The following is a 25871-nucleotide window of genomic DNA, read 5'->3' on the forward strand; positions in this document are numbered from 1 at the left end:
CATCATGCTCTGGCTCAAATGATTAAATTGTCACTACAGCCTAGCCGCTGTACTTCATCCAGATCGCCTTGGCGCCGATCTTCGAAACAAGCGCCGCGTGAGCGGCGATCTCGGTTTCGCTCAGGCGCGGCGCCAGCAACCGCTCCCTTTGCATGACAATAATCGGACCGTCGTCCGCCTGGACGGCTAGGCCGCCGATCTCGCTGGTGACCAGCCCCAGCGCCGCCTGCCGGCCGCCGATCATCTCGATATAGACTTCGGCCAGAAGTTCGGAGTCGAGAAGGGCGCCGTGCTTGGCGCGATGCGAGTTGTCAATGCCGTAGCGGCGGCAGAGCGCGTCGAGCGAATTCGGGCCCATCGGATGCTTGCGTCGCGCCAGCGCCAGCGTATCGGTCACCCGATCGATGGCGATCGGCGACAATCCGAGACGGTCAAATTCCGCATTGATGAAGCCGATGTCGAAGGTCGCATTGTGCGCGACCCAACGCGCGTCGCCAAAGAAATCGACGATTTGCTCGACGACGTCGGCAAAGGACGGTTTGTCCTTGAGGAACTCGTCGGTGATGCCGTGTACGGCCAAGGCGTCGGGATGAACCTTGCGGTCGCCCGGATTGATATAGAGATGAAGCGTGCGCCCCGTTGGGAACTGGTTCTCAAGCTCGACGCCACCGATCTCGATCACCCGGTCCTCGCGACTGTCGAGGCCGGTCGTTTCCGTATCGAAAATGATCTCACGCATGTCTTTTCCTAAGGCGGGCGCTCGGCGAATCAGTTCGGGCCATTCGTGCGCTCGATTCTAATGTCGTTCTTCTTACAGTTGAAGCCCGCTCGGTTGCCGTGGGTCAGTGGCGGTCGGCGCGCAATTCTTCGACAATGGCGCGAACCTGCTCCCGGGTGACGTCGAAACTGTCGCTCGTGTCGATCACGTAGTCCGCGCGGGCGCGCTTGTCTTGGTCGGGGACTTGCCTAGCCAGGATCATCGCGAATTTCTCGGCCGTCATCCCCGGGCGTTTCATGACCCGTTCTCTCTGGGCCTCCGGGGCGCAGCTGACGACGACGACCCGGTCGACGCGCTTTTCAGCCTTCGTCTCGAAAAGCAGCGGAATATCGAGAAGAACGAAAGGCGCTTCCGCCGCCTTGTGCATGGCGATGAACTCGCCTTCCTTAGCGCGCACGAACGGATGAACGATCTGCTCCAATTCGCCGAGGCGCTGCGGCTGCGCAAGGAGCTGCCTCGAAAGTTCCGCCCGATCGATGACGCCGTCCTTCGCTACGCCCGGGAAGGCCGCCTCGACCGGCGCCACCGCTTCGCCGCGATAGAGCTCGTGAACCACCTCGTCGGCGTCGTTCACCGGGACGCCGAGCTCCCGGAACATCTGAGCGGCCGTCGTCTTTCCCATGCCGATGGAGCCCGTGAGCCCGACAATGATCATGCGTGAACGTCCATATCTTTTATGATGATCTGCCGAAGCGCTTCATCGACAACCGGCCTCTGACCGAACCATTTCTCGAATCCGGGCGCGGCCTGATGCAAGAGCATGCCAAGGCCGTCGACGATGCAGTAACCCTGTTCTTCAGCCTGGCGAAGGAGTGGCGTCTTCAGCGGCACATAGACGATGTCGGTCACCACCGCCCCGTTCGCCAAGGGGGAGAAATCGATCGGCGGCGCCGGCTCGCCGTCCATCCCAAGCGAGGTCGTGTTCACGAACAGACCGGCACCGGCCATGACTTCGGAGAGCGCCGCGATCGGATGCGCGTGCACGGCGCGACCAAACCGGTCGGCCAGTTCCTGCGCCCTGGCGGCGGTGCGGTTCACCACATGGATCGTCTTGACACCGCGATCGCGGACCGCCTGGATCACGGCGCGACTGGCGCCGCCGGCGCCGAGAATGACGGCCGTCGAGATCCGGTCCCAGCCGCTAGCGCGCTCGTCGAGATTGGCGACAAAGCCTCGCCCATCCGTGTTGGCCGCGCAGATCCTTCCGTCCTCGAGCCAGAGCGTATTGGCCGCGCCGAGCTCCGCGCTCAGGTCGTCCGGCCGGTCGGAGAGCTCGAAAGCCATCTCCTTGTGGGGGATGGTGACGTTGCCGCCGCAAAAGCCGGCTCTGCCGTCCCGCAATTGGCGCATGAAATCCGGGAAGGCCTCCGGGGCGACCTCGTGAGCCCGGTAGCTTCCGGCAATGGCGAACTGCTGCAGCCAATAGCCGTGGATGAGGGGCGAGCGCGAATGCTTGATCGGATAGCCGGTGACGAAAGCGTGGTTAACAAATGTTTCACGTGAATCACGCATCGATCGATCCCAGTTCGCGAAGTTTTTCAAGAAGCGGCAGCATCGGCAGGCCGAGGATCGTAAAGTAATCGCCCTCGATCTTCTCGAAGAGCTGGATCCCCTCGCCCTCGAACTGATAGGCGCCGACGCTCGAAAGCGCCATCTCGCCGACCCTGTGCAGATGCCGTTCGATAAAGCCCCGGTCCAAGAGCCTGACCGTCATATGCGCCGTCGAAACGTGCCGCCAGAGGATATCTCCATCCCGGACGAGCACGATCGCGCTGTTGAGGCTGTGGGTCCTGCCGGACAGCGACAGGAGATGCTCGGCCGCCTCCGCCATGTCCTTCGGCTTGTGATAGACCCGCAACCCAAGCGACATCGTCTGGTCGCTGCCGATCACGATGGCGCCGTCGAAATGGCGCGACACATCCCGCGCCTTGGCTTCGGCAAGCGCCAGCGCAACTTCGGCAGGCGGCGCACCCGCTTCCTCCAGGGGCCGCTCCAGGACCCGCTCGTTAATCTGGGCTGCGCGGGCCGAGAACCTCAGCCCCGCGTTCTCGAGAAGCGCGCGTCGAAATGGACTGGCGGAAGCCAGAACGAGCGAGGATGTCATCTTTCAATCCGCAATTCGAGATCACGATGGTGACTGGACCCATTCGATCCGACCATTATGACCGGTTCCTCATGAACCGGAACCGAACGGCGCGACCGTCCGGCTCATGCGACCGGTTCCTGCGATTCGCTCTATCTGAGCCGAGGACGGAGGGCAACGATCGCCGCAGCCGTTTCTTCTATCGAGCGTCGCGTCACGTCGATCAGCGGCCAATTGTTGCGGGCACAGAGCGTGCGCGCATATTTCAGCTCCTCCGAAATCGCCGCTCGGTCGGTATATTCCTCGCCATGGAAGCTCGGCGTCGTGCCGAGCAGGCGGTGTTGGCGAACCTGGGACAGCCGGTCGGCACTGGCGATCAACCCCACCACCAGCGGCTTCGTCGCCTTGAGCAGACCATCCGGCAAGGGCACGCCGGGCACGATCGGGATATTGGCGGTCTTGATGCCGCGATTGGCGAGATAGATGCTCGTCGGTGTCTTGGAGGTCCGGCTCACCCCGATGAGCACCACGTCCGCCTCGTTGAAATCGGCCGGCATCTGGCCGTCGTCGTGATCCATGGTGAAATTCAGTGCCTCTATCCGGGCGAAATAGTCGGCATCCATGACATGCTGTGCGCCGGAACGCCGACGCGATGGCGAACCGAGATAGGATTGGAACAGTTCGATGATCGGATCGAGGACGGAGACGCAGGGAACGCCGATCTCGCGACATCTCTGGTCGATCATGCCGGCAAGCTCCCGATCGACGATCGTATAGAGCACGATGCCCGGCGCGCCGTCGATGGCATCGAGGACCTGCATCAACTGCTTCCTGTTGCGGATCAGCGGGTAGACGTGTTCGAGCGCGTGCGAGGACTGGAATTGCGCGGCCGCGGCGCGGCCGGCGGCGATCAGCGTCTCGCCCGTCGAATCGGAGACGAGATGCAGATGGAAATAGTTTTTTCGGTTCTCCACGCAATTCTCCGGGGGCTGTTGATAGGCCGGGACACCAGACGGCTTAAGTCGCGGTCGCCGCCCAGGCCCGTGGAAAAACGTCGCGTTATTCACATTTGACGCCCAAACGAAAAACGCTCAGGCGCAGTTGTGGAAAAGACTCAAGTCGACGACAAATTGTCACGCGGAACGACTCCTTGTCCACAGGAATCGCAAATTCCGAGGGTCCAGCAAGATGCTGACTTTTCTGCCTTTTCTAGGCTTTGCCCGATCGATAATGAATTCGGGTGATCCTTCTCCCGCCACGCACGTGGAGATCTGCGCAGATTGGACGAACTGAGGATTGATTTTAATCCTTGATAGCCACCGACTCTAAGAAATAGAAACCTTTTAAATAAGGTTTGTTTTTTAGATTGGGGAATGGCGAGTGGCCGAGACACGTCGCAAAGTTCTAGAGGTGTTGAACGGAAAATGTCTCACGCCTCCACCCGTCTGGCTGATGCGCCAGGCCGGCCGCTACCTGCCTGAATATCGAGCGACGCGCGCCACGGCCGGGAGCTTCCTCGATCTCTGTTATACGCCGGATCTCGCGGTCGAGGTGACGCTGCAGCCGATCCGCCGCTACGCTTTCGACGCCGCGATCCTCTTCTCCGATATTCTCGTCATACCAGACGCACTTCACCGCAACGTCCGCTTCGAGGAGGGCCACGGCCCGCGGATGGATCCGATCGACACCGACGGCATCGCCCGCCTCAAGGCCGATGGCGTCTCGACCCATCTCTCTCCCGTCTTTGAGACCGTCTCGCGGCTTCGGCGGGAGTTGCCGGAGGAGACGACTCTGCTCGGCTTCTGTGGTGCGCCGTGGACGGTTGCGACCTACATGATTGCCGGGCGCGGCACACCGGACCAGGCGCCGGCACGGCTCTTTGCCTACCGCCACCCCGAGGCTTTCGAGCAGCTTTTGGCCTTCCTGGCAGACGTTTCGGCGGACTATCTCGTCGAGCAGATCGACGCGGGCGCCGATGCGGTGCAGATCTTCGATTCCTGGGCGGGCGTGCTCGGCGAGGACGAGTTTGCCCGCTTCGCCGTCGAACCGGTGCGGCGGATGATTGCGTCCGTGCGGGCTCGCAGGCCTTCGGCGAAGATCATCGCCTTCGCCAAGGGGGCGGGCCTGTTGCTCAAGGACTATCGCCGCTTGACCGGCGCCGACGCGATCGGCCTCGATTGGGCCGTGCCCCTGTCCTTTGCCGCCGAATTGCAGAAGGACGGTCCTGTGCAGGGCAATCTCGATCCGATGCGGGTCGTTGCCGGCGGCGTGGCCATGGAGAGCGGCATCGACCGGATTCTCGATGTGCTCGGCAATGGACCGTTGATCTTCAACCTCGGGCACGGCATTACGCCCGAGGCGGACCCGGAGAACGTCTCGGCCCTCGTCGCGCGCGTTCGTGGGACAAAAGGATGATCGAGCGCCAGACGGATAGCGCTCCGGGAAAGCGGGCAAGGCTTCGGGCCCTCGTCGCGCTTCTCGTTTTCGTCGCGCTGCTGGCGGGGCTTTTTGCCGCGCAGCCGGACGATCTCTATCTGTGGATCAAGGCGCTTCACATCATCGCGGTGATGTCGTGGATGGCAGCGCTTCTCTATCTGCCGCGGCTGTTCATCTATCACACCGACGCGCCGCCCGGCTCGGTGCAGTCCGAGACCTTCAAGACGATGGAACTGCGCCTCCTGAAGGTCATCATGAACCCGGCCATGATGATTGCCTGGAGCCTCGGCCTTTATCTCGCCTGGAGCGTCTACGGGTTCAGCGGCGGCTGGCTCCATGCGAAGCTTTTCTGCGTCGTGCTGCTGACGCTGGTGCATGTCCATTTCAGCCGGGCGGTGGCCGCCTTTCAGCGGGACGCGAATCGGAAGAGCGCGCGCTACTGGAGGCTGATGAACGAGGCGCCGACCCTGTTGATGATCGTCATCGTAATTCTCGCCGTCGTGAAACCATTTTGAATTCAATCGATTCGCAGCCGTGGTAGTTGCCGCTAATTTGCTGCGCCCCCTTGCGGCGTTTCACGTGAATCGCTATTTTCGCCCATCTCCTTCATCCCAAGGCCTGTGACGAAGTTTAGAGCCTGCCCCCCTTTCCCCCTCGCAGCTCCCTTACGAAAATCACGCCTGTTCCCTATTTCCCCCTACAAATCATGGACTCTTCATGGCTGAAATGAAGCTTCAAGACCTCAAGAACAAGACGCCGACGGATCTCCTCGCCTTTGCCGAAGAGCTCGAGGTCGAGAACGCCAGCACCATGCGCAAGCAGGAGCTGATGTTCGGCATCCTCAAGAATCTCGCCACGCAGGAGATCGAGATCATCGGTGAAGGCGTTGTCGAGGTTCTTCAGGACGGATTCGGCTTCCTTCGGTCGGCTAATGCAAACTATCTGCCAGGTCCGGACGATATCTACATTTCGCCGTCGCAGATCCGTCGCTTTTCGCTGAAGACCGGCGATACGGTCGAAGGGCCGATTCGCGGCCCGAAGGAAGGCGAGCGCTACTTCGCGCTTCTCAAAGTCAACACGATCAACTTCGATGATCCGGAGAAGATCCGGCACAAGGTTCACTTCGACAACCTGACGCCGCTCTACCCAAATGAGCGCTTCAAGATGGAACTCGAAGTGCCGACCTCCAAGGACCTCTCGGCTCGAGTCATCGACCTCGTCGCGCCGCTCGGCAAGGGCCAGCGCGGCCTGATCGTCGCACCGCCGCGGACCGGCAAAACGGTTCTCCTGCAGAACATTGCCCATTCGATCACCGCCAACCATCCGGAATGCTACCTGATCGTTCTGCTGATCGACGAACGGCCGGAAGAAGTGACCGACATGCAGCGCTCGGTGAAGGGCGAAGTGGTGTCCTCGACCTTCGACGAACCGGCAACGCGCCACGTCCAGGTCGCCGAAATGGTCATCGAAAAGGCCAAGCGCCTCGTTGAGCACGGCCGTGATGTCGTCATTCTCCTCGACTCGATCACCCGCCTCGGGCGCGCCTATAACACCGTCGTGCCGTCCTCCGGCAAGGTGCTGACCGGCGGTGTCGACGCGAATGCCCTGCAGCGTCCGAAGCGCTTCTTCGGTGCCGCCCGCAACATCGAGGAAGGCGGATCGCTGACGATCATCGCCACCGCGCTGATCGACACCGGCAGCCGCATGGACGAAGTCATCTTCGAAGAGTTCAAGGGTACCGGCAACTCGGAAATCGTCCTCGACCGCAAGGTCGCCGACAAGCGCATCTTCCCGGCGATGGACATTCTGAAGTCCGGAACGCGTAAGGAAGACCTGCTGGTGCCGCGCCAGGACCTGCAGAAGATCTTCGTACTGCGGCGGATTCTCGCGCCAATGGGCACGACCGATGCAATCGAGTTCCTTATCGACAAGCTTAAACAGACCAAGACCAACGGCGATTTCTTCGATTCGATGAACACTTGATCGATCGACGAGTGTCGGGTTTTGCGTGGCCGGGATCGCCAGATTCCGGTCATTTCTTTGCGCTCGATTTCTCGACCAGGTTCAACTTTGTTGCTCGGTAGAAAGACCTTTGTAGCTTCAGTTTTCACAATGATTCACGTGAAACAGCCGACGTCCTTTCCCTGAATCCGGCGGTGCTTGATTTTCGGCCTACAGAGATGCATAAGTCTGCGCTCCGTCCGCTATGCCGGAAAGCCGAAAGCGTGCAGGGACAAAGCCGCTGTCTAGCGGCGGCTGGATGACCTCTTCATAGATAAGAAATCAGGCTGGCGCGGCGCCCGCGTTTGAGCGTTGGGCTGACAGGTCCGAATGAGCCGATGCAGATAACGGATACCATATACGCGCTCTCCAGTGGCGCCCTGCCCGCGGGCGTCGCCGTCATCCGCATCAGCGGACCGGCCACGGCCGATGTGATCGGGCGACTTTGCGGCGCCCTGCCGCAGCCGCGCAGGGCCGCGCTCAGAACGATTCGGACTCGAAACGGTGAGATCCTGGACAGCGGTCTGGTGATCTATTTTCCTGGTCCGGCGTCGTTCACCGGCGAGGATTGCTGCGAACTGCAGGTGCATGGCGGGCGGGCCGTGGTCCATGCCATTCTCGATGCGCTTGCCGGGTTTGAAGGGTTGCGGCATGCCGAAGCCGGCGAGTTCTCGCGACGCGCCTTCCAGAACGGCAAATTGGATCTCGTCGAGGTCGAGGGCTTGGCCGACCTGATCACGGCCGAGACCGAGATGCAGCGCCGCCTTGCCATCGAACAGTCCGGCGGCGGTCAGTCGGCTCTCTATCAGGGCTGGGCGCGACGCCTGACACATGCGCGCGCCATGATTGAGGCGGAACTCGACTTCGCCGATGAGGACGACATTCCAGGTTCTGTCAGCGAGACGATCTGGTCCGACATGGCGAAGCTCGCGGGCGAGATTGACGCGCATATCGACCAGGCCGGCCTGGCCGAGATCATTCGTGACGGCCTGAAGATCGTCATCGCCGGAGAACCGAATGCCGGAAAATCGAGCCTCCTCAATGCGCTTGCCAAGCGGGACATTGCGATCGTCACCGAGATCGCCGGCACGACCCGCGATGTTTTGTCGGTTGATCTTTCCTTAGCCGGATTCTCCGTCAAGCTCTACGACACGGCGGGACTTCGGGAGACGGACGAGCTCGTCGAGCGCGAAGGCATTCGACGCGCGCGGGAGGTTATCGGCCATGCCGATTTAATCCTCCTATTATCGGAAAAACCGGGTGATTTCGTCTGGAACGAGCCCGTCGGCAACGACGTGCCGGTGATCCGGGTTGCGACGAAGATCGACCGAAACGGGGCGAATTGGGCGCCTGGACAGGCCGATCTGTTTCTGTCAACGAAGACGGGTGACGGCATAGCCGATCTGCTGGAAGAATTGAAAGCGCACCTGCCCGATCTGGCCGGCCGGACTTCCTTGGCCATGCCGTCGCGAAAGCGACACGTGGACTGCCTGAAGCAGGCGAGCGCGGCGCTGGCACGCAGCCTAGCGGTCGAGGGCCTGGATATCCAGGCGGAGCAACTCCGGATGGCAAGCGATGCGTTGGGTCGGATCACCGGTCGCGTCGATGTTGAGAACCTGCTCGACGTGATATTCTCGGAGTTCTGCGTTGGCAAATGATGCAGCGATACAACAATGACGAGTCCGGGACACGTTTCACGTGAAACCTTCTTGACTCGATGCGCCGAAGTGAGAATCAAGACCCGAGCAGGCGGGAGTGTCTATGACAAGCTATGATGTCATTGTGATCGGCGGCGGCCACGCCGGCTGTGAAGCCGCCTCGGCGGCGGCGCGACTGGGCGCGCGGACGGCGCTGGTCACTCATAAGAAAGAAACGATCGGGGTGATGTCCTGCAACCCCGCCATCGGCGGTTTGGGCAAGGGACATCTGGTTCGCGAGATCGACGCCTTGGATGGTCTGATGGGGCGCGTTGCCGATGCGGCCGGCATTCAGTTCCGGCTGCTCAATCGACGCAAGGGACCGGCGGTCAGGGGACCACGCACCCAGGCGGATCGGCGGCTCTATCGGGAAGCAATGCAGCGGGAGATCGATGCGATCGAGAATCTCGATGTCATCGAAGGCGACGCTTTTGATCTGTTGACCGACGATGAGACTGTTGCCGGCGTGATCATGAAGGACGGCCGGGTGTTCCGCGCCGCCGCGGTCGTACTGACAACCGGCACTTTTCTCAAGGGCCTCATTCACGTCGGCGATCGCAAGATTCCGGCGGGCCGTGTCGGCGAGGCGCCATCCGTCGGCCTGTCGGAGACGCTGTGCCGTTTCGGCTTGCGGCTCGGACGATTGAAGACCGGCACGCCCGCACGCTTGGACGGCCGGACGATCGATTGGGATCGGGTCGGCCGTCAGGGGCCGGATGAAGATCCGGTGCCCTTCTCTTTCATGACCGACACAATTCTGAACCGGCAGATCGAGTGCGGCGTCACCCGGACGACGGACGCCACCCATAAGATCATTGCCGACAATATCCACCGCTCCGCCATGTACTCCGGTCAGATCGAGGGCGTTGGTCCACGCTATTGCCCGTCGATCGAGGACAAGATCGTCCGCTTCGGCGAACGGGACGGCCATCAGATCTTCCTCGAGCCGGAGGGGCTCGACGATGACACGATCTATCCGAACGGCATTTCGACATCCTTGCCGGAGGATGTGCAGGCGGCTTTTATCCGCACCATCCCAGGTCTGGAGAGTGTGGCGATTCTCCAGCCCGGCTACGCAATCGAATATGATCATGTCGATCCCCGCGAGTTGCAGCTTTCGCTGTCGGTGCGGAAAATGCCGGGCCTCTTCCTGGCAGGTCAGATCAACGGTACGACGGGCTATGAGGAGGCCGGCGCGCAGGGCCTAGTGGCCGGATTGAACGCGGCACTGGCCGCCATGGGTCGTGAACCTTTCGTCTTCAGCCGCACGGATTCTTATATCGGCGTGATGATCGACGACCTGACCTCGCGCGGCATCACCGAGCCTTACCGGATGTTCACCTCCCGAGCCGAGTATCGGCTGTCGCTGCGTGCCGACAATGCCGACATGCGCCTCACCCCGGCCGGCATCGAACTGGGTTGCGTCGGCGAGGAGCGGAGGACGCGGTTCGGCTCCTGGAAGGGTGCCTATGAAGAGGGCCGTACGCTTCTGCGGTCACTTTCGATCACACCGAATGAAGGCGCGCGGCACGGCTTGAAACTCAACCAGGACGGCCAACGACGCACGGCCTTTGATATCCTCGCGTTCCCGGATCAGACGATCGAAGGGTTGAGACCCCTGTGGCCGCAGCTTGAGGCGATCGATCCACGCGTCAGCGGAGCCCTGCAGATCGATGCCGCCTATGCCGTCTATATGGAGCGACAGGCCGCGGATATCGCCGGCATCCGGCGGGAGGAGAGTGCGACGATCCCGGATGATTTCGACTATAGCGATTTGCCCGGACTTTCGAATGAACTGAAGCAAAAGCTGGCGCAGCAGCGGCCACGCAACCTGGCCCAGGCGATGAAGGTCGACGGAATGACCCCTGCCGCTGTGTCGCTGCTGCTCTCCTGGTTGCGGCGGCAGGAGCGCCGAGCCCAACGTGTGGCGGGGCAAGCAGCACAATGAAAGAGAGTCCTGCCGAGCGCATGAAAGCCCTGCGCGTTTCACGTGAAACGCTCGACAAGCTGGAGCATTTCGCGGTGCTTTTTCAGAAGTGGGCGAAGTCGATCAATCTGGTCGCACCATCGACGCTCGAGGACCTCTGGCAGCGCCATATCGTCGATAGCCTCCAGATCATTCGATTGTCCCCCTCCCCAAAGACCTGGGTGGATCTCGGCAGCGGTGGCGGCTTCCCGGGCGTTATCACCGCCATCTGCCTGTCCGAATTTTCTGACGGCTGGGTCCATCTTGTCGAAAGCAACAACAAGAAAGCCGCCTTTCTGCGCGTCGCCCTGAACGAGACTGGCGCTCGCGGCTCGGTGCATCCGATTCGGGTTGAACAGGCACCGTCGGTGATTCCCCGCTGCGAGGCGATTTCGGCCCGGGCGCTCGCTGATTTGAGCCAGTTGCTGGACTACTGTGCGCCCTGGATGCTTGCGGATGGCTCCAAGACCGTCGCTTTCTTTCACAAAGGCCGGGATTATCAGCAGGAAATAGACAAAGCCGTTAGCCGGTTTCAATTCGATCTGGTAAAACATGCAAGTGTCGTCGAGCGAGATTCGGTTGTGCTCGAGATTGCAAATCTTTCACGTCGCACGAAGTGATAGGCGAGCGAAGCATGTTTGGCCCAAGAAATCGGATCATCACCATTGCCAACCAGAAAGGCGGCGTCGGCAAGACGACGACCGCGATCAACCTGGCTACTGCCCTAGCGGCGATCGGCGAAAGGGTGCTGATCGTCGATCTCGATCCGCAGGGTAATGCAAGCACCGGGCTCGGCATCCAGCGCCGCGATAGGCATCTGTCCTCCTACGAGCTGATGATGGGCAGTCATTCGATTGGCGAGATTGCGCTTGAGACGGCCGTGCCGAACCTTGCCATCATCCCGTCGACAATGGATCTGCTCGGCGTTGAGATGGAAATCTCGCGGGAATCCGATCGGGTCTTTCGGCTGCGCAAGGCACTGGCTGCCTCGGAGGCGCTCGCATACTCCTACGTGCTCGTGGATTGCCCGCCGTCTTTCAACCTGTTGACGATGAACGCCATGGCCGCGGCCCATTCCGTCCTGGTGCCGTTGCAATGCGAGTTCTTCGCGCTGGAGGGATTAAGCCAGCTTCTCGAAACGGTCGATCAGGTGCGTCGCACCGTCAATCCGAGCCTCGATATCCAGGGAATTGTCCTGACCATGTTCGATTCGCGCAACAACCTGGCCCAGCAGGTCGTCAGCGACGTGCGGACCCATCTCGGCGAAAAGGTCTATCACACCTTGATCCCGCGGAATGTTCGCGTTTCCGAGGCGCCTTCCTATGGGAAACCGGCGATCCTTTATGATCTCAAATGCGCCGGCAGCCAGGCCTATCTGCAACTGGCGTCGGAAGTCATCCAGCGCGAGCGGCAGCGGAAGGCTGCCTAATCGTTTCGGTATCGTAATAAATTGGGTGCAGTATGAACGATGACAGCTCCAAGAGGCGCCTTGGCCGCGGTCTGGCCGCTTTGATCGGCGAGATGGACCAGCCGTTGCAGAGCGGCAGCGCACCGGCAAGCGCGGTCAACCCGGATCGGCGGGTGCCGATCGAGTTCGTCTCGCGCAATCCGCGCAACCCGCGTCGCCAGTTCGACGAAGCGGAGTTGCAGGACCTGGCGAGCTCAATTCGCCAGCATGGCATCGTGCAGCCCGTCGTGGCGCGTACCGTCGGCCACGATCGTTATGAGATCATCGCCGGCGAGCGGCGCTGGCGGGCGGCCCAGCTTGCAGGGTTCACAGAAATCCCGGTGATCGTGCGCGACGTCGACGATCGGACGGCGCTGGAGATCGCCATCGTCGAGAACGTCCAGCGCTCCGACCTCAATCCGCTGGAAGAAGCGCTTGGCTATGAACAACTGATCGCCGAACACGGTTATACGCAGAACGATCTCGGCGACATCATCGGCAAGAGCCGCAGTCATGTGGCGAACAGCCTGCGGCTCCTCAAATTGCCGGAACCGGTGCGCGACATGCTTTCGGACGGCAGTCTCTCCGCCGGTCATGCTCGTGCCCTGGTCCCGACCTCAGACCCGGTGGCTTTGGCCCGCTCGATCGTCGCCAAGGGCCTCTCGGTGCGCGAGACGGAGCGCCTGGCCCAGAACGACATCAAGGCTCAGAATGATCCCAATTTTGCCAAGGGCCGGTCGCGCGAGGAGAAGGACGCCGATACGCTTGCGCTGGAGCGCACCCTGTCGGACAGCCTCGGCTTGGAGGTGACCGTCAGCCACAAGGCCTCGGGTGGGCATCTCCGGATCTCCTATAAGACACTGGATCAGCTCGAGGAGATTTGCCGCCTGCTGGAGCGGCGCTGAGGGTCGGCGCTTCTTCCGCCGGGTGGTCAAGCCCGCGTCAAGCCCGAGGATGACGGGGGCGGCGAGAGAGCTGCGGCAACTGCGTCGGCGCGCTTTGTGATCTTCGTGCAGCAAAACGCTTGGCCCTGACAAAGAGCGGCGGGACAAGAACGCTCATTGCTAAGCGATGCATGGGAGTGGGATCGGCAACGATGCGGCGTTCTATCAAATGTCCGGTTAAGCGTTCGCACGGCCTCAACGCCTTGCCGATTGAATCGCTATCGCCAGCAGGTTCTGCAAAACAAGACTTTCTTCGAGGCTCTGGCGGGCGCGGCTCTGGTATATCGTGGCCTGGAGCCGGCTCAGTTCGCGCCGGATCGCCGGGGTCGTCCAGTGCTTGAGCGCCGCCTCGACGATCGGCTTGCGGCGGAAATGCAAGCCGCGACCGAGGCTCGCGATCACCTGGCTCGCCGGCTGGCGGCTGGCGTCCATTTCGGCGCGCATCACATCCAGCTGCTGGAACTGCCTGAGACAGGCCTGAAGCACCAGGAAGGGCGGCGTTTTGGAGGTGGTGATCTTTTTCATGGCGTGCAACAGCGCATCGACGTCGCCCTTGAGCACTGCATCGACCGCGTCATCGACGGAGATGGCGCTGGCGTCGCCGACGATCGCGAGGACATCCTCCTCGTCGACCATATCCTTGCCGCGGCAATAGAGCGCCAGCTTTCTGAGCTCGTTGCGTGACGCCATCCGGTCGCCGCCAAGCGCTTCGAGAAGACGCTCGCGGGCCGCTGGGCCTATACGCAAACCGGCCTCTGCGAGCTCCTTGTCGATCAAGGCATGCAGGCTGCGGGCGTCGTCGCTGTAGCAGGCGATCGAGGCGACGGCGCGCGACGTTTCGCCGATCTTTCTGAGCGCGGCGCCCTTCTTGAGGTCGCCCGCCTCGATGATCAGCGTGCTGCCGCTTGGCGGGGTGTCGGCGAGGATCTGCAGGGCTTCGGCAATCGTCTTCTCGCTGGAGGCGCCGCGGATCCAGACGAGTTTTTCGCCGCCGAACAGGCCAATGGCGTTGACCTCGTCGAGCACCCGGCCGGCCTGCTGCAGCTCCGACGCATCGAGCTTGACGACGGCAAAGGGATCATCAAGGGCGACGCCGGAGCGGCCGGCAAGCTGGACGGCCCGCTCGGAAACGAGGCCGCGGTCGGGACCGTAGAGCAGGAAAAGCCGGTAGGTCGACGCACCTCTATTCAAGAAGCCGTCGAATTCGTGCGACTTGACCTCGCTCATCCGAATACCGGTGTCAGCGGCCGAGGGCGGCGGCGATGTCAGCCCTGATCAGCTCCGCCAGTTCTTTGGCGGCACGATTCTCCGCGTCACGAACAGCGCGAACCTTGGCGAACTCCTGTTCCGGAAAGTCGGCCAGCGCGACTGCGGAGCGGTAGCCCGCCTTCACCGTCTCGCCCGTTGCCGTCCGCGTCAGGTTGTAGTCCGCCTTGACGACGATGCGGCCGGCGGCTGCCCGGTCCTCCGCATCGTCGTAAAGCACACCCATTGTTCGATGAGTGACGTTGAGGGCGAGATGGTATTGCGGGTTGACCGGCTCACCCTGACCGCCGGACGCCAGGAAGATCAAGGCATTGCGCACTTCCTGCTCGACCCGATCGTCCGCTTCCGCGATCTCGATGGAGCCGAGCGCGGCAGAGGTCGCGCCGGTCGGGCCGTCGGAATAGAGCGGCCGCACTTGGCAGCCGGCCAGCGCCGTCAGCAGCAACGTGCCGGCGAGCACGCCAATGGACCGGAGACGAAGGCCAGCTTTCTCAGACGACGACATTGACGATCCTTTGGGGCACGACGATGATTTTTCTCGGGCTGGCGCCGTTGAGCGCCGCCTTGACGGCGTCAAGCGCAAGCACGGCGCTTTCGATCGCACTCTGATCTGCGTCGCGCGCGATTGTCAAATCGGCGCGTTTCTTGCCGTTGATCTGCACCGGCAAGGTGATTTCGTTCTCGACGACGAGCGCCGGGTCAAAGGCCGGCCAGGGTCTCTCGGCGATCAGCCCCTCGCCGCCGATCTCGCGCCAGCATTCCTCCGCCAGATGCGGCATCATCGGCGCGATCAGGTCGATCAGGATCGTTGCGGCGTCCTTGACGGCTGCGGTGACGGCTTGGTCGGCCTTGCCGGCGGCAACCTGCGTGAGCGGCGCCGCCAGCACGTTGACCAGTTCGTAGATCCGCGCCACGGCCTTGTTGAAGGCAAGTTTGTCGTAGTCGGCCTCGACGGCGCGCAGCGTACGGTGGGCGGCCTGCGAAATCGCCAGCCCCTCGCCTTCCCTAGCCGGCGAAGCATTTACGACGCGCAGGCTTTCCGCGGCCTCGCCGACCAGCCTCCAGACACGCTGGACGAAGCGGTGGGCGCCCTCGACGCCGGCTTCAGACCAGATGACGTCGCGATCCGGGGGTGAATCCGACAGCACGAAGAAGCGTGCCGTGTCGGCGCCGTAGGAGCCGATGATGTCATCCGGATCGACGACGTTCTTCTTGGACTTCGACATCTTCTCGATCGAGCCGATGGCGATTTCTTCGCCGGTCTCGATCAGCACGGCGCGGCGGCGGCCGTCGATCTCCTCGATGCGGATTTCCGCCGGCGTGACCCATTCGCGCTGCGCGCCTTCGCCGCGGCTATAGGTCTCGTGCACCACCATGCCTTGCGTGAACAGTCCCTTGAAGGGCTCGTCCATCGCCACGTGGCCGGTCGCCTTCATGGCCCGGGTGAAGAAGCGCGAATAGAGCAGATGCAGGATCGCGTGCTCGATGCCGCCGATATACTGGTCCACCGGCAGCCAATGATTGGCGGCCTTGGGATCGGTCGGCTTGTCCTCCCAAGGCGCCGTGAAGCGCGCAAAGTACCAGGAGGAGTCGACGAAAGTGTCCATCGTGTCGGTTTCCCGGCGCGCGTCCTTGCCGCATTCCGGGCAGGCGACGTGCCGCCAGGTCGGATGCCTGTCCAGCGGATTGCCGGGCTTGTCGAAGGTGACGTCCGGCGGCAGGATCACCGGCAGGTCGGCCTTCGGCACCGGAACGACGCCGCAGTCCTCGCAATGGATGACCGGGATCGGGCAGCCCCAATAGCGCTGTCGGGAGATGCCCCAGTCGCGCAGGCGGAAATTCACCTTGCGCTCGGCGCGTGGCGTCCCGTTCAGCGTGTCCTTCTCGAGCCTGGAGGCGATGGTCTCGAAGGCCTCCCCCGTCGAAAGCCCGTCGAGAAAGCGCGAATTGATCATCACGCCGTCGCCGTCATAGGCCTCGTCGCCGATCGTGAAGGTCGCGGCATCGGCGTCCTTCGGCATGACCACCGGCACGACCGGCAGGCCGTATTTCCGGGCGAAATCCAGATCGCGCTGGTCGCCGGACGGGCAGCCGAAAATGGCGCCCGTGCCATAGTCCATCAGCACGAAATTGGCGACATAGACAGGCAGTTCCCAATCCGGGTCGAACGGGTGCCGGGCGCGAATGCCGGTATCGATGCCCTTCTTCTCGGCCGTCTCGAGGGCGGCGAGCGAGGTGCCGGCGCGCCGGCACTCGTCACAGAAGGCGTCGATTGCCGCATTTTTGGCAGCGGCTTCTTTGGCGAGCGGGTGGTCGGCGGAAATCGCCAGGAAGGAGGCGCCGAACAGCGTGTCCGGCCGCGTCGTGTAGACCGTCAGCTCCTTCGTCTCGCCGGGAACCGTCGCCGGATCGAGTGCCCAGCGGAGAGCCAGGCCCTCGGAACGGCCGATCCAATTCTTCTGCATCAGCCGCACCTTCTCCGGCCACTGATCCAGCGTGTCGAGCGCGTCGAGCAGGTCCTGGCTGAAATCGGTGATGCGGAAGAACCACTGGGTCAGCTCGCGCTGCTCGACCAGCGCGCCGGAGCGCCAGCCACGTCCGTCGATCACCTGCTCGTTGGCGAGCACGGTGTTGTCGACCGGGTCCCAATTGACCTTCGACTGCCGGCGATAGACCAGGCCCTTTTCCAGGAAGTCCAGGAACAGGTACTGCTGGCGCTGGTAATAGGCCGGATCGCAGGTGGCGAACTCGCGGCTCCAGTCGAGCGACAGGCCCATGACCTTGAGCTGCGCCTTCATCGCGGCGATGTTCTGGTAGGTCCAGCCGGCCGGATGCACGCCGCGTTCCATGGCGGCGTTCTCGGCCGGCATGCCGAAGGCATCCCAACCCATCGGGTGCAGCACGTTGAAGCCGCGGGCGCGCTTGTAGCGGGCGACGACGTCGCCCATCGTGTAGTTCCGGACGTGGCCCATGTGGATCCGCCCGGACGGATAGGGGAACATCTCGAGCACGTAGTATTTTTCGCGCGGATCGTCGTTCTCCGTCTCGAAGACCTTGCGCGAGTCCCATTCCTGCTGCCAGCGCGGTTCGGCATCACGCGGATTATATCGTTCGGTAGCCATGTCTCTGTCGATGTTCCGGAAATTTTGCGGGGCTCAAAGCGCCCTCGTGATCGCTGGGCTGACCTTCATCATGAAACCGCCTGACCGTCAAGTTTTGAAGGGCTAAAGCGCTGTACTTTGGCCTATTCGGCGGCAGCCGGCTTTGACAGGCTTGGCAAGCAACGCAAGTTTCAATAATCGCTTGACGGGCCTCGACACCGCAAGGAGCTCAGAATGGAAGTCCAGGAACGGCTGAACGATGTGATGAGCCGGATTCGTTCCAGCGAAGCGGCGGCGAGCCGCGCTGAAGGCGCCGTCACGCTCGTCGCGGTCTCGAAGACCTTCGATGCCGAGGCGATCCGGCCGGTGATTGCTGCCGGCCAGCGGATCTTCGGGGAAAATCGCGTCCAGGAAGCGCAAGGCAAATGGCCGGAGCTGAAACGCGAGACGCCCGGCCTCGAACTGCACCTGATCGGTCCGCTGCAGTCCAACAAGGCGGCCGACGCCGTCGCGCTCTTTGAGGTGATCGAAACGATCGATCGGGAAAAGATCGCCCGCGCCGTCGCCGCCGAAATCAAGCGCCAGGGCCGCAAGCCCCGGCTCTATGTGCAGGTCAATACCGGCCTCGAACCGCAAAAGGCGGGGATAGCACCGCAAGAGACCAGCGCCTTCGTCGATCTCTGCCGCCTGGAGCTTGGCCTCGAGCTCGAAGGGCTGATGTGCATCCCGCCGGTCGATGAGAATCCAGGTCCGCATTTTGCGCTGCTGGCAAAGCTCGCGGCCACGTGCGGTCTCAACAGGCTGTCCATGGGCATGTCCGGCGATTTCGAAACGGCCATCGGCTTCGGCGCCACCAGCGTTCGGGTCGGATCGGCGATCTTCGGCGCGCGCTGATTGGCCGAGGAGTAGAGCTCGAAAAGCTCCTGCTCCCGCTCATTACTCTTTCGTCGGGGTTCATCTTTCTCTCCGCGGGCCTATCCTCAGAGCCGAGGAGCCGGGCTGAGCAGTCCGGAAAGCACAGTGGAGGAGAACGGAAATGGCGAGCCGCTATTCCGACGTGTATGCCGCATGGAAAGCCGATCCGAAAGGCTTCTGGTCCGAGGCCGCAGAGGCGATCGACTGGTTCGAAAAGCCGCGGCAGATCTTCGACGCCGAGCGCGGAACCTACGGGCACTGGTTCCCGGATGGCGTCACCAACAGCTGTTACAACTGCCTCGACCGCCATGTCGAGGCTGGGCGCGGTGAGCAGACGGCATTCATTTACGACAGCCCCGTCACCGGTCGGATCGAAAAGATCTCCTATGCGGCGCTGCTTGACGACGTGAAGGCGATGGCTGCGGTCTATGGCAAGCTCGGCATCGGCAAGGGCGACCGGATCATCATCTATATGCCGATGATCCCTCAGGCGGCGATCGCCATGCTGGCGGCGGCGCGGATCGGCGCGGTGCATTCGGTCGTCTTCGGCGGCTTCGCCGCCAACGAGCTCGCCGTCCGCATCGACGATTGCCAGGCCAAGCTCGTCGTCTCGGCAAGCTGCGGGCTCGAGCCGGGCCGCACCATCGCCTACAAGCCGCTGCTCGATCAGGCGATCGAGATCGCCAATAACAAGCCGGCCCATTGCCTGATCTTCCAGCGCGACATGCTGGCCGCCGGGATGGTGCCCGGCCGCGATATCGACTTCGCCTCCGCGCTTGCCGCCGCAAGACAAGCCGGTGAGGAAGCACCCTGCGCCGAGGTCGCATCCACAGATCCGCTCTACGTCCTCTATACGTCGGGAACCACCGGCCAGCCGAAGGGCGTCGTGCGCGACAATGGCGGCCACATGGTCGCGTTGAAATGGTCGATGGAGAATTTCTTCGGGGTCCAGCCTGGCGAGGTCTTCTGGGCGGCATCCGACATCGGTTGGGTCGTCGGGCATTCCTATATCGTCTATGGACCGCTCCTCAACGGCAGCACCTCGATCCTCTTCGAAGGCAAACCGGTCGGCACGCCCGATCCCGGCACCTATTGGCGCATCATCGCCGAGCACGGCGTCGCCGTCATGTTCACTGCCCCGACGGCGCTACGGGCGATCCGCAAGGAAGATCCGGAAGCCTCCCATGTGGCGCGTCATGACCTGTCGCGTTTCCGGGCGCTCTATCTCGCCGGCGAACGCGCCGATCCGGACACGATCCGCTGGGCCGAGCGGGCGCTCGGCGTGCCGGTCATCGATCACTGGTGGCAGACGGAGACCGGCTGGCCGGTCGCCGGCAATCCGCTCGGCCTCGGCCTGCTGCCGGTCAAATACGGATCGCCCGCGGTTCCCCTTCCCGGCTACGACGTCCAGGTCCTCGACGATGCCGGCCATCCCGTCGAGGCGGGGAAGCTCGGCAATGTGGTGGTCAAGTTGCCGCTGCCGCCCGGCTGCCTGCCGACGCTCTGGAAGGCTGACGATCGCTTTCGGGCAGCCTATCTTGAGGAATATCCCGGCTACTACAAGACGGCGGATGCCGGCTATCTCGACGAGGACGGCTATGTGTTCATCATGGCCCGCACCGACGACATCATCAACGTCGCCGGCCATCGGCTTTCGACCGGGGCGATGGAGGAGGTCTGCGCCAGCCATCCGGACGTCGCCGAATGCGCGGTGATTGGCATTGCCGATCCCTTGAAGGGCCAGATCCCGGCCGGCTTCCTGGTGATCAACTCGAATGTTTCCCGTGAAACGTCGGAAATCGAGAAGGAGGTCGTGGCCCTCGTCCGCGAGCGCATCGGGCCGGTCGCCGCCTTCCGAACCGCGATCTGCGTCAAGCGGCTGCCGAAGACCCGGTCCGGCAAGATCCTGCGCGCGACAATCCAGAAGATCGCCGACCGCCAGCCCTGGAAGATGCCGGCGACGATCGACGATCCGGCGATCCTCGATGAAATCGCCGACGCGCTGCATGCCAAGGGGATTGGTGTCTAGGGAATCCACCTTCGGGTGGCAATGCCGCACCGCGTAAGTCCCCTCTCCCCGCCTGCGCGGAGAGGGTTAGGGCGAGGGGCAAGTCTCTGATAGTGCCGTGTAAGAACCGACCTACAGGCCCGACGTCGGGTCGACGACGCCCTTGAACCACGCGCAGAAGGCGGACACCGCTTTCTGCCGGGACGATTTGCTGATGAGGAAGTAGCTCTCCTGCTCGAGAACGGATGTTTCCGAGAGCACGATCAGGTCGCCGTTGGCGATTTCCCTTCGGCACACCTCCACCGGACAGAGCGCCACGCCGTGGCCGGCGATCGCCGCCGTGGCGAGCAGGTTGAAGTCCTGGAACACCGGCCCCCTCGGTGCGGTCACATGCACGCCGGCCCTGGCGAACCAGTTCTGCCAATGGGCCGTTGTCTCGTCGTGCAGAAGGTCGGCGCCGGCGATGCGTTCGGCGTCGTCGAGACGGCCCTTGCGCTCCAGATAGCGCGGGCTGGCAACCGGCCGGTTGACGCGGGAGAAGAGCCGCTCGCAGAGGACTCCGTCCGACATGTCGGCGCCGAGCGTGATCAACACGTCGCAGCCGGTTTCGCGCAGGCGCTGCGCCGCCATGGCATAGACGACCTTGACCGTGACGTCGGCGTGCGTCGCGAGAAAATCGCCGAGCGCCGGGATCAGCCAGCGCGTTGCGATGGAAGGGATGCAGGCCACGGTGATTTCGGATTTGGTCCTGAGCTTCAGCGCTTCCGTCTCGGCGACAATCCGCTCGAAGCTGGCCGACAGGGCTTCGGCAAGCCTTTCGGCCTCGGGCACGAGCCGAACGCCGCGTTTTTCGCGCCGGAACAGGGGGCGGCCGAACCATTCCTCCAATTGCCGGATCTGATGGCTGACCGCGGCGTGCGAGACGTGCAATTCGTCGGCGGCGCGCGAGAAGCTCGCAAGACGGGCGGCGGCTTCGAAGGCCCGCAAGGCGCCCAGGGGCGGCATCATATGTAAATTCTCCTCAACTATCCGGTGAGGAATCATCGTTTGTAAGGAGCAGAAATCAAGCAAATAAAGTACTGTATCGCGATCGGCTTGACGCCGGATCTCGACAATTGTCAAAATTTCTTACGGGGAGAAAATACCATGTTCGTGCGCAGCCTGCAGGATGTCGAGGCCACCGATCATTTCGTCGAGTGGGGCAGCGGTACGAGTCACCGCCTGCTGACGGAAAGGGACGGCATGGGCTTCACCGTCTGCCATACGATCGTGCGGGCCAATACCGTGTCGCTGCTTCAATACCGCAATCATCTGGAAGCCTGTTACTGCATCGCCGGCGAAGGCGAGGTCGAGGACGTGGACGGCAATGTCTTTGCGATCCGCACGGGCGACATCTATGTGCTCGACAAGCACGACAAGCACTATCTGCGTGGCGGCCGCGACAAGGACCTGATCCTCGTCAGCATCTTCAATCCGCCGCTCAAAGGCACCGAACGACACAACCTCAATGACTCGTCGGGTTCGGCCTACTGAGTGAATCCCCCTCATCCGACCTGTCGGCCACCTTCTCCCCGCATGCGGGGAGAGGGTTAGGGTGAGGGGCGATTCGATCGGTCGGACTCGTTGTGAAGCCGTAGCCAACAAAAAACCCGGATCCTACGATCCGGGTTCTTGAAATTTCATCCGCGACGAAACGATCAATAGTCTTCGTCTTCGTCCTTGCGGTCCGACTTCAGCGACTTCAGCTTGGCGAAGACGGCATCGGCGTCGATTTCCTTCTCCTCTTCGCGCTCGAAATCGTAGTTCAGCTTCTCGGTTTCCCGTGCCGCTTCGAGCGTCGCGCCCACTTCGGCCGCGGTCGGCAGCGGGCGGCCCTTGGCGGCGCGCTCGACTTCGAGGTCGAGGTCGATCTGCGAGCAGAGGCCGAGGGTGACCGGATCCATCGGCGTCAGGTTGGCCGAGTTCCAATGGGTGCGCTCGCGAATCTGCTCGATCGTCGACTTCGTCGTGCCGACAAGGCGCGAAATCTGCGCGTCCTTCAGTTCCGGATGGTTGCGGACCAGCCAGAGAATGGCGTTGGGGCGGTCCTGACGCTTGGAAACCGGGGTGTAGCGCGGTCCCTTGCGCTTCGAATCCGGAACGCGGACCTTCGGTTCGGAGAGCTTGAGCTTGTGGTTCGTATTCGCCTCGCCGCGGGCGATCTCGTCGCGCGAAAGCTGACCGGTGGCAATAGGATCGAGGCCCTTGATGCCCTGCGCCGATTCACCGTCGGCAATCGCTTTGACTTCGAGCGGGTGCAGCTTGCAAAACTGCGCGATCTGGTCGAACGAGAGCGCGGTGTTGTCAACGAGCCAGACGGCCGTTGCCTTGGGCATAAGCAATTGCTGAGCCATGGATAGAGTCCTTTTGTCCGTCCGCGCCGGTGTCGCGGGCCGTGGAGTTTACCACTGATTTCCGGGAATTGAGCGTTCTATATCGTTGTTGTCTCGAAATTGCAATTCTTCACTTCCGAATGTGCTTTTGTCTAATTGCGGCCTAGCTTTGACCTGCTATGAATCGTGCAAAGGGCGGTGGGAGTGCCGCCGAGAGCGGTGCGCGCCGCTCCAATTTTCGAAATCATCATGGCGATGTTCTGGGTGGATTCGACCCACATTCATCGTCATCCAGGCAGCAATGCGCAGGGAGGAAAATATGGATGTCAAGACCTATCCGGTCCTGGAAGCGGCCAAGAACCGCACGCTTGTCGACAACGCGACCTATCTGAAATGGTATGAGGAGAGCGTTGCCGATCCGGAGGCGTTCTGGGGTGAACATGGCAAACGGATCGAATGGTTCGAGCCCTATACCGAGGTCAAGAATACGTCCTTCGAGGGCAATGTTTCGATCAAGTGGTTCGAGGACGGGCTGACCAACGTCTCCTACAATTGCATCGATCGCCACTTGAAGACGCATGGCGACAAGACCGCAATCATCTGGGAAGGCGACAATCCCTACATCGACAAGAAGATCACCTACAACGAGCTCTACGACAAGGTTTGCCGGCTTGCCAACGTGCTCAAGAAACATGGCGTCCAGAAAGGCGACCGCGTCACCATCTACATGCCGATGATCCCGGAAGCGGCCTATGCGATGCTCGCCTGTGCCCGCATCGGCGCCATCCACTCGGTGGTTTTCGGTGGCTTCTCGCCTGAAGCGCTGGCCGGCCGCATCGTCGACTGCGAATCAACCTTCGTGATCACCTGCGACGAGGGCTTGCGCGGCGGCAAGCCGGTGCCGCTCAAGGAAAACACTGAAAAGGCGATCGACATCGCTGCCAGGCAATATGTCATGGTCAACAAGGTCCTGGTCGTACGCCGCACCGGCGGCAAGGTGCCATGGGCACCGGGCCGCGACGCCTGGTACCATCAGGAGATCGCCACGGTCGAGCCGCATTGCCCGCCGGAGAAGATGAGCGCCGAGGATCCGCTGTTCATCCTCTATACCTCCGGTTCGACCGGCAAGCCGAAGGGCGTGCTGCACACGACCGGCGGCTATCTCGTCTACGCCTCGATGACGCATCAATATGTCTTCGACTATCACGACGGCGACATCTACTGGTGCACGGCCGATGTCGGCTGGGTCACCGGCCACTCCTATATCGTCTACGGGCCGCTCGCCAACGCCGCGACGACGCTGATGTTCGAGGGCGTGCCGAACTTCCCGGATGCCGGCCGTTTCTGGGAGGTCATCGACAAGCACAAGGTCAATATCTTCTACACCGCCCCGACGGCGATCCGCTCGCTGATGGGCGCCGGCGACGACTTCGTCAAACGCTCGTCGCGCTCGTCCCTGCGTCTGCTCGGCACCGTCGGCGAGCCGATCAATCCGGAAGCCTGGGAATGGTACTACCACGTTGTCGGCGAGGAGCGCTCGCCGATCGTCGATACCTGGTGGCAGACGGAGACCGGCGGCATCCTGATCACGCCGCTGCCGGGCGCCACCGATCTGAAGCCCGGTTCGGCGACGCGGCCCTTCTTCGGCGTCCAGCCGCAGATCGTCGACAATGAAGGCAACGTGATCGACGGCCCGGCCGACGGCAATCTCTGCATCATCGACAGCTGGCCGGGCCAGATGCGCACCGTCTATGGCGACCACGAGCGCTTCATCCAGACCTATTTCTCGACCTACAAGGGCAAGTACTTCACCGGCGACGGCTGCCGGCGCGATGCGGACGGCTATTACTGGATCACCGGCCGCGTCGATGACGTGCTCAATGTCTCTGGGCATCGTCTCGGTACGGCGGAAGTGGAGTCGGCTTTGGTGTCGCACCACCTCGTTTCCGAGGCTGCGGTGGTCGGTTATCCGCATCCGATCAAGGGACAGGGCATTTACTGCTATGTGTCGCTGATGGCGGGGGAGGTCGGCAGCGACGAGCTGCGCCAGGAACTCGTCAAGCATGTGCGTTCGGAGATCGGGCCGATCGCCACGCCGGACAAGATCCAGTTCGCCCCCGGCCTGCCGAAGACGCGCTCCGGCAAGATCATGCGCCGGATTCTGCGCAAGATCGCCGAAGACGATTTCGGTTCGCTGGGCGACACGTCGACGCTCGCCGATCCGGCGGTCGTCGACGACCTGATCGCCAACCGCCAGAACCGCGGGTAAGGTTGGATTCAGGGGTGTGAGCGCGAAGGCGCTACGAAACGCCCCTCATCCGGCCTGCCGGCCACCTTCTCCCCGCAGGCGGGGCGAAGGAGACTCGCGGCGCCCTCTCAAGACCCCTCTCCCCGCCTGGGGGGAGAGGGCTAGTCCTCGGGTTAAACCCGAGGAGAGGGGCGATCTTGGGCGGCATTCTGAACGCGAATCGTACAGTCCAAAGACCTCGGCCAGCATCGAATCGCCGGCGAAACGATGGTCAGCCGGTTCGTGGCAAGGGGTTTCAGAAGTCGATGGCCCTACCCTTGATCTCCCAATCGCCGAAACGAGCCGGATCGAGACCGCCGCGACCGCCGAATTCCTCCGGCATCGCCGCCTGCTCCTCGGCGCGCCGTCTCTCCTCGGCCTCCTTCAAGGCGCGACGCGCAGCCGGCGACAGCGGCCGCTTGGGGCGATCGGGTGAATTATCGTTGTCGTTCTGCATTGGCGACCGGATTTCCCTGACGATATTGAAGAGCGGCGGCTTCATCCCCATCATATAAGTCGCTTCCGTCAAAGCGGGAACCCTGATTCACGTGAAACGTTTGGAGAGGGATC

23 protein-coding genes are annotated in these 25871 nt (G+C 62.4%); 12 read left to right on the forward strand and 11 right to left on the reverse strand.

Annotation, left to right across the window (positions count from 1 at the left end; translation table 11 throughout):
- Positions 1–40: 40 nt before the first annotated feature.
- The 5 genes from dnaQ to N181_RS16810 all read right to left on the reverse strand — a co-directional run bounded on the left by dnaQ (position 41) and on the right by N181_RS16810 (position 3835).
- Positions 41–739: a DNA polymerase III subunit epsilon gene (dnaQ, locus tag N181_RS16790; RefSeq protein ID WP_037398703.1), complete on the reverse strand. Its 699-nt coding sequence runs from the start codon at positions 737–739 to the stop codon at positions 41–43.
- A gap of 103 nt (positions 740–842) precedes the next feature.
- A complete protein-coding gene (coaE, locus tag N181_RS16795; protein WP_037398701.1) occupies positions 843–1433 on the reverse strand; it encodes a dephospho-CoA kinase in 591 nt (196 codons plus the stop codon).
- Entirely contained in the window at positions 1430–2290 is an 861-nt protein-coding gene (locus N181_RS16800; protein ID WP_037398698.1) for a shikimate dehydrogenase, read from the reverse strand. The genes coaE and N181_RS16800 overlap by 4 nt, the downstream gene beginning before the upstream one ends.
- Complete coding sequence (locus tag N181_RS16805) at positions 2283–2882, reverse strand: Maf-like protein (protein ID WP_037398696.1); 600 nt, start codon at positions 2880–2882, stop codon at positions 2283–2285. The genes N181_RS16800 and N181_RS16805 overlap by 8 nt, the downstream gene beginning before the upstream one ends.
- Positions 2883–3013: 131 nt before the next feature.
- On the reverse strand, positions 3014–3835 hold the full coding sequence (locus tag N181_RS16810) for a pyruvate, water dikinase regulatory protein (RefSeq protein WP_014330370.1): 822 nt from the start codon (positions 3833–3835) through the stop codon (positions 3014–3016).
- Between the two features lie 406 nt (positions 3836–4241).
- Between N181_RS16810 and hemE the strand changes: the two genes are divergently transcribed.
- The 8 genes from hemE (at position 4242) to N181_RS16850 (ending at position 13313) form a co-directional block, all read left to right on the forward strand.
- On the forward strand, positions 4242–5276 hold the full coding sequence (gene hemE / locus N181_RS16815) for a uroporphyrinogen decarboxylase (protein ID WP_037398694.1): 1035 nt from the start codon (positions 4242–4244) through the stop codon (positions 5274–5276).
- Positions 5273–5812, forward strand: a complete 540-nt coding sequence (gene hemJ, locus N181_RS16820; RefSeq protein WP_080577672.1) for a protoporphyrinogen oxidase HemJ — start codon at positions 5273–5275, stop codon at positions 5810–5812. Before hemE ends, hemJ begins: the two co-directional genes overlap by 4 nt.
- Before the next feature lie 202 nt (positions 5813–6014).
- Positions 6015–7280, forward strand: coding sequence for a transcription termination factor Rho (rho, locus tag N181_RS16825; protein WP_012709824.1), 1266 nt, complete (start codon positions 6015–6017; stop codon positions 7278–7280).
- Positions 7281–7636: 356 nt separating this feature from the next.
- Complete coding sequence (mnmE, locus tag N181_RS16830; protein WP_037398690.1) at positions 7637–8956, forward strand: tRNA uridine-5-carboxymethylaminomethyl(34) synthesis GTPase MnmE; 1320 nt, start codon at positions 7637–7639, stop codon at positions 8954–8956.
- A gap of 103 nt (positions 8957–9059) precedes the next feature.
- A complete protein-coding gene (mnmG, locus tag N181_RS16835; RefSeq protein WP_037398688.1) occupies positions 9060–10943 on the forward strand; it encodes a tRNA uridine-5-carboxymethylaminomethyl(34) synthesis enzyme MnmG in 1884 nt (627 codons plus the stop codon).
- Positions 10940–11581 carry a 16S rRNA (guanine(527)-N(7))-methyltransferase RsmG gene (rsmG, locus tag N181_RS16840; protein ID WP_037398686.1) on the forward strand — a complete coding sequence of 214 codons (642 nt, stop codon included), beginning with the start codon at positions 10940–10942 and terminating at the stop codon, positions 11579–11581. The genes mnmG and rsmG overlap by 4 nt, the downstream gene beginning before the upstream one ends.
- Positions 11582–11595: 14 nt before the next feature.
- On the forward strand, positions 11596–12390 hold the full coding sequence (locus tag N181_RS16845) for a ParA family protein (protein WP_014330364.1): 795 nt from the start codon (positions 11596–11598) through the stop codon (positions 12388–12390).
- 32 nt (positions 12391–12422) lie between these two features.
- A complete protein-coding gene (locus N181_RS16850) occupies positions 12423–13313 on the forward strand; it encodes a ParB/RepB/Spo0J family partition protein (RefSeq protein ID WP_014330363.1) in 891 nt (296 codons plus the stop codon).
- Positions 13314–13547: 234 nt separating this feature from the next.
- Here the strand turns inward: N181_RS16850 and holA are convergent, their stop codons facing one another.
- The 3 genes from holA to leuS are packed head-to-tail and all read right to left on the reverse strand — an operon-like array spanning position 13548 to position 17740.
- Entirely contained in the window at positions 13548–14579 is a 1032-nt protein-coding gene (gene holA / locus N181_RS16855; protein ID WP_037398683.1) for a DNA polymerase III subunit delta, read from the reverse strand.
- Between the two features lie 13 nt (positions 14580–14592).
- Positions 14593–15123 (reverse strand): LPS assembly lipoprotein LptE, encoded by a 531-nt coding sequence (locus tag N181_RS16860; RefSeq protein WP_037398682.1) that lies wholly within the window; start codon positions 15121–15123, stop codon positions 14593–14595.
- Entirely contained in the window at positions 15110–17740 is a 2631-nt protein-coding gene (gene leuS, locus N181_RS16865) for a leucine--tRNA ligase (RefSeq protein ID WP_037398680.1), read from the reverse strand. The genes N181_RS16860 and leuS overlap by 14 nt, the downstream gene beginning before the upstream one ends.
- A 213-nt stretch (positions 17741–17953) precedes the next feature.
- On the opposite strand from leuS, the gene N181_RS16870 reads away from it, so the two are divergent.
- Positions 17954–18613 (forward strand): YggS family pyridoxal phosphate-dependent enzyme, encoded by a 660-nt coding sequence (locus tag N181_RS16870; RefSeq protein WP_037398678.1) that lies wholly within the window; start codon positions 17954–17956, stop codon positions 18611–18613.
- A gap of 142 nt (positions 18614–18755) precedes the next feature.
- Entirely contained in the window at positions 18756–20663 is a 1908-nt protein-coding gene (locus N181_RS16875; RefSeq protein ID WP_037398676.1) for a propionyl-CoA synthetase, read from the forward strand.
- Positions 20664–20774: 111 nt separating this feature from the next.
- Here N181_RS16875 and N181_RS16880 read toward each other — a convergent pair whose 3' ends face one another.
- Positions 20775–21650: a LysR substrate-binding domain-containing protein gene (locus N181_RS16880; protein WP_037398674.1), complete on the reverse strand. Its 876-nt coding sequence runs from the start codon at positions 21648–21650 to the stop codon at positions 20775–20777.
- 138 nt (positions 21651–21788) lie between these two features.
- On the opposite strand from N181_RS16880, the gene N181_RS16885 reads away from it, so the two are divergent.
- On the forward strand, positions 21789–22175 hold the full coding sequence (locus tag N181_RS16885) for an ectoine synthase (protein ID WP_014330356.1): 387 nt from the start codon (positions 21789–21791) through the stop codon (positions 22173–22175).
- Between the two features lie 164 nt (positions 22176–22339).
- Here N181_RS16885 and N181_RS16890 read toward each other — a convergent pair whose 3' ends face one another.
- The gene (locus N181_RS16890; protein WP_014330355.1) at positions 22340–23035 is read right to left on the reverse strand and encodes a DUF1013 domain-containing protein; all 696 of its coding nucleotides are present in this window, start codon (positions 23033–23035) and stop codon (positions 22340–22342) included.
- A 298-nt stretch (positions 23036–23333) separates the two neighbouring features.
- On the opposite strand from N181_RS16890, the gene acs reads away from it, so the two are divergent.
- Positions 23334–25283 (forward strand): acetate--CoA ligase, encoded by a 1950-nt coding sequence (acs, locus tag N181_RS16895; RefSeq protein WP_014330354.1) that lies wholly within the window; start codon positions 23334–23336, stop codon positions 25281–25283.
- Positions 25284–25557: 274 nt separating this feature from the next.
- Here acs and N181_RS16900 read toward each other — a convergent pair whose 3' ends face one another.
- Positions 25558–25812 carry a DUF1674 domain-containing protein gene (locus N181_RS16900; RefSeq protein ID WP_037398672.1) on the reverse strand — a complete coding sequence of 85 codons (255 nt, stop codon included), beginning with the start codon at positions 25810–25812 and terminating at the stop codon, positions 25558–25560.
- Positions 25813–25871 lie beyond the last annotated feature (59 nt).

This window comes from Sinorhizobium fredii USDA 205 (assembly GCF_001461695.1).
Taxonomy (GTDB): Bacteria; Pseudomonadota; Alphaproteobacteria; order Rhizobiales; family Rhizobiaceae; genus Sinorhizobium; species Sinorhizobium fredii.

Excerpts from the sequence above, each read along its gene's own strand:
- rsmG (WP_037398686.1), top strand. The coding sequence starts at position 10,940 with ATGAAAGAGAGTCCTGCCGAGCGCATGAAAGCCCTGCGCGTTTCACGT.
- N181_RS16875 (WP_037398676.1), top strand. The coding sequence starts at position 18,756 with ATGGCGAGCCGCTATTCCGACGTGTATGCCGCATGGAAAGCCGATCCG.
- N181_RS16800 (WP_037398698.1), bottom strand. The coding sequence starts at position 2,290 with ATGCGTGATTCACGTGAAACATTTGTTAACCACGCTTTCGTCACCGGC.
- N181_RS16890 (WP_014330355.1), bottom strand. The coding sequence starts at position 23,035 with ATGGCTCAGCAATTGCTTATGCCCAAGGCAACGGCCGTCTGGCTCGTT.
- N181_RS16900 (WP_037398672.1), bottom strand. The coding sequence starts at position 25,812 with ATGATGGGGATGAAGCCGCCGCTCTTCAATATCGTCAGGGAAATCCGG.
- N181_RS16860 (WP_037398682.1), bottom strand. The coding sequence starts at position 15,123 with ATGTCGTCGTCTGAGAAAGCTGGCCTTCGTCTCCGGTCCATTGGCGTG.
- N181_RS16805 (WP_037398696.1), bottom strand. The coding sequence starts at position 2,882 with ATGACATCCTCGCTCGTTCTGGCTTCCGCCAGTCCATTTCGACGCGCG.
- N181_RS16885 (WP_014330356.1), top strand. The coding sequence starts at position 21,789 with ATGTTCGTGCGCAGCCTGCAGGATGTCGAGGCCACCGATCATTTCGTC.
- dnaQ (WP_037398703.1), bottom strand. The coding sequence starts at position 739 with ATGCGTGAGATCATTTTCGATACGGAAACGACCGGCCTCGACAGTCGC.
- N181_RS16850 (WP_014330363.1), top strand. The coding sequence starts at position 12,423 with ATGAACGATGACAGCTCCAAGAGGCGCCTTGGCCGCGGTCTGGCCGCT.
- leuS (WP_037398680.1), bottom strand. The coding sequence starts at position 17,740 with ATGGCTACCGAACGATATAATCCGCGTGATGCCGAACCGCGCTGGCAG.
- mnmE (WP_037398690.1), top strand. The coding sequence starts at position 7,637 with ATGCAGATAACGGATACCATATACGCGCTCTCCAGTGGCGCCCTGCCC.
- N181_RS16870 (WP_037398678.1), top strand. The coding sequence starts at position 17,954 with ATGGAAGTCCAGGAACGGCTGAACGATGTGATGAGCCGGATTCGTTCC.
- hemJ (WP_080577672.1), top strand. The coding sequence starts at position 5,273 with ATGATCGAGCGCCAGACGGATAGCGCTCCGGGAAAGCGGGCAAGGCTT.
- coaE (WP_037398701.1), bottom strand. The coding sequence starts at position 1,433 with ATGATCATTGTCGGGCTCACGGGCTCCATCGGCATGGGAAAGACGACG.
- rho (WP_012709824.1), top strand. The coding sequence starts at position 6,015 with ATGGCTGAAATGAAGCTTCAAGACCTCAAGAACAAGACGCCGACGGAT.
- acs (WP_014330354.1), top strand. The coding sequence starts at position 23,334 with ATGGATGTCAAGACCTATCCGGTCCTGGAAGCGGCCAAGAACCGCACG.
- N181_RS16880 (WP_037398674.1), bottom strand. The coding sequence starts at position 21,650 with ATGATGCCGCCCCTGGGCGCCTTGCGGGCCTTCGAAGCCGCCGCCCGT.
- holA (WP_037398683.1), bottom strand. The coding sequence starts at position 14,579 with ATGAGCGAGGTCAAGTCGCACGAATTCGACGGCTTCTTGAATAGAGGT.
- N181_RS16845 (WP_014330364.1), top strand. The coding sequence starts at position 11,596 with ATGTTTGGCCCAAGAAATCGGATCATCACCATTGCCAACCAGAAAGGC.
- mnmG (WP_037398688.1), top strand. The coding sequence starts at position 9,060 with ATGACAAGCTATGATGTCATTGTGATCGGCGGCGGCCACGCCGGCTGT.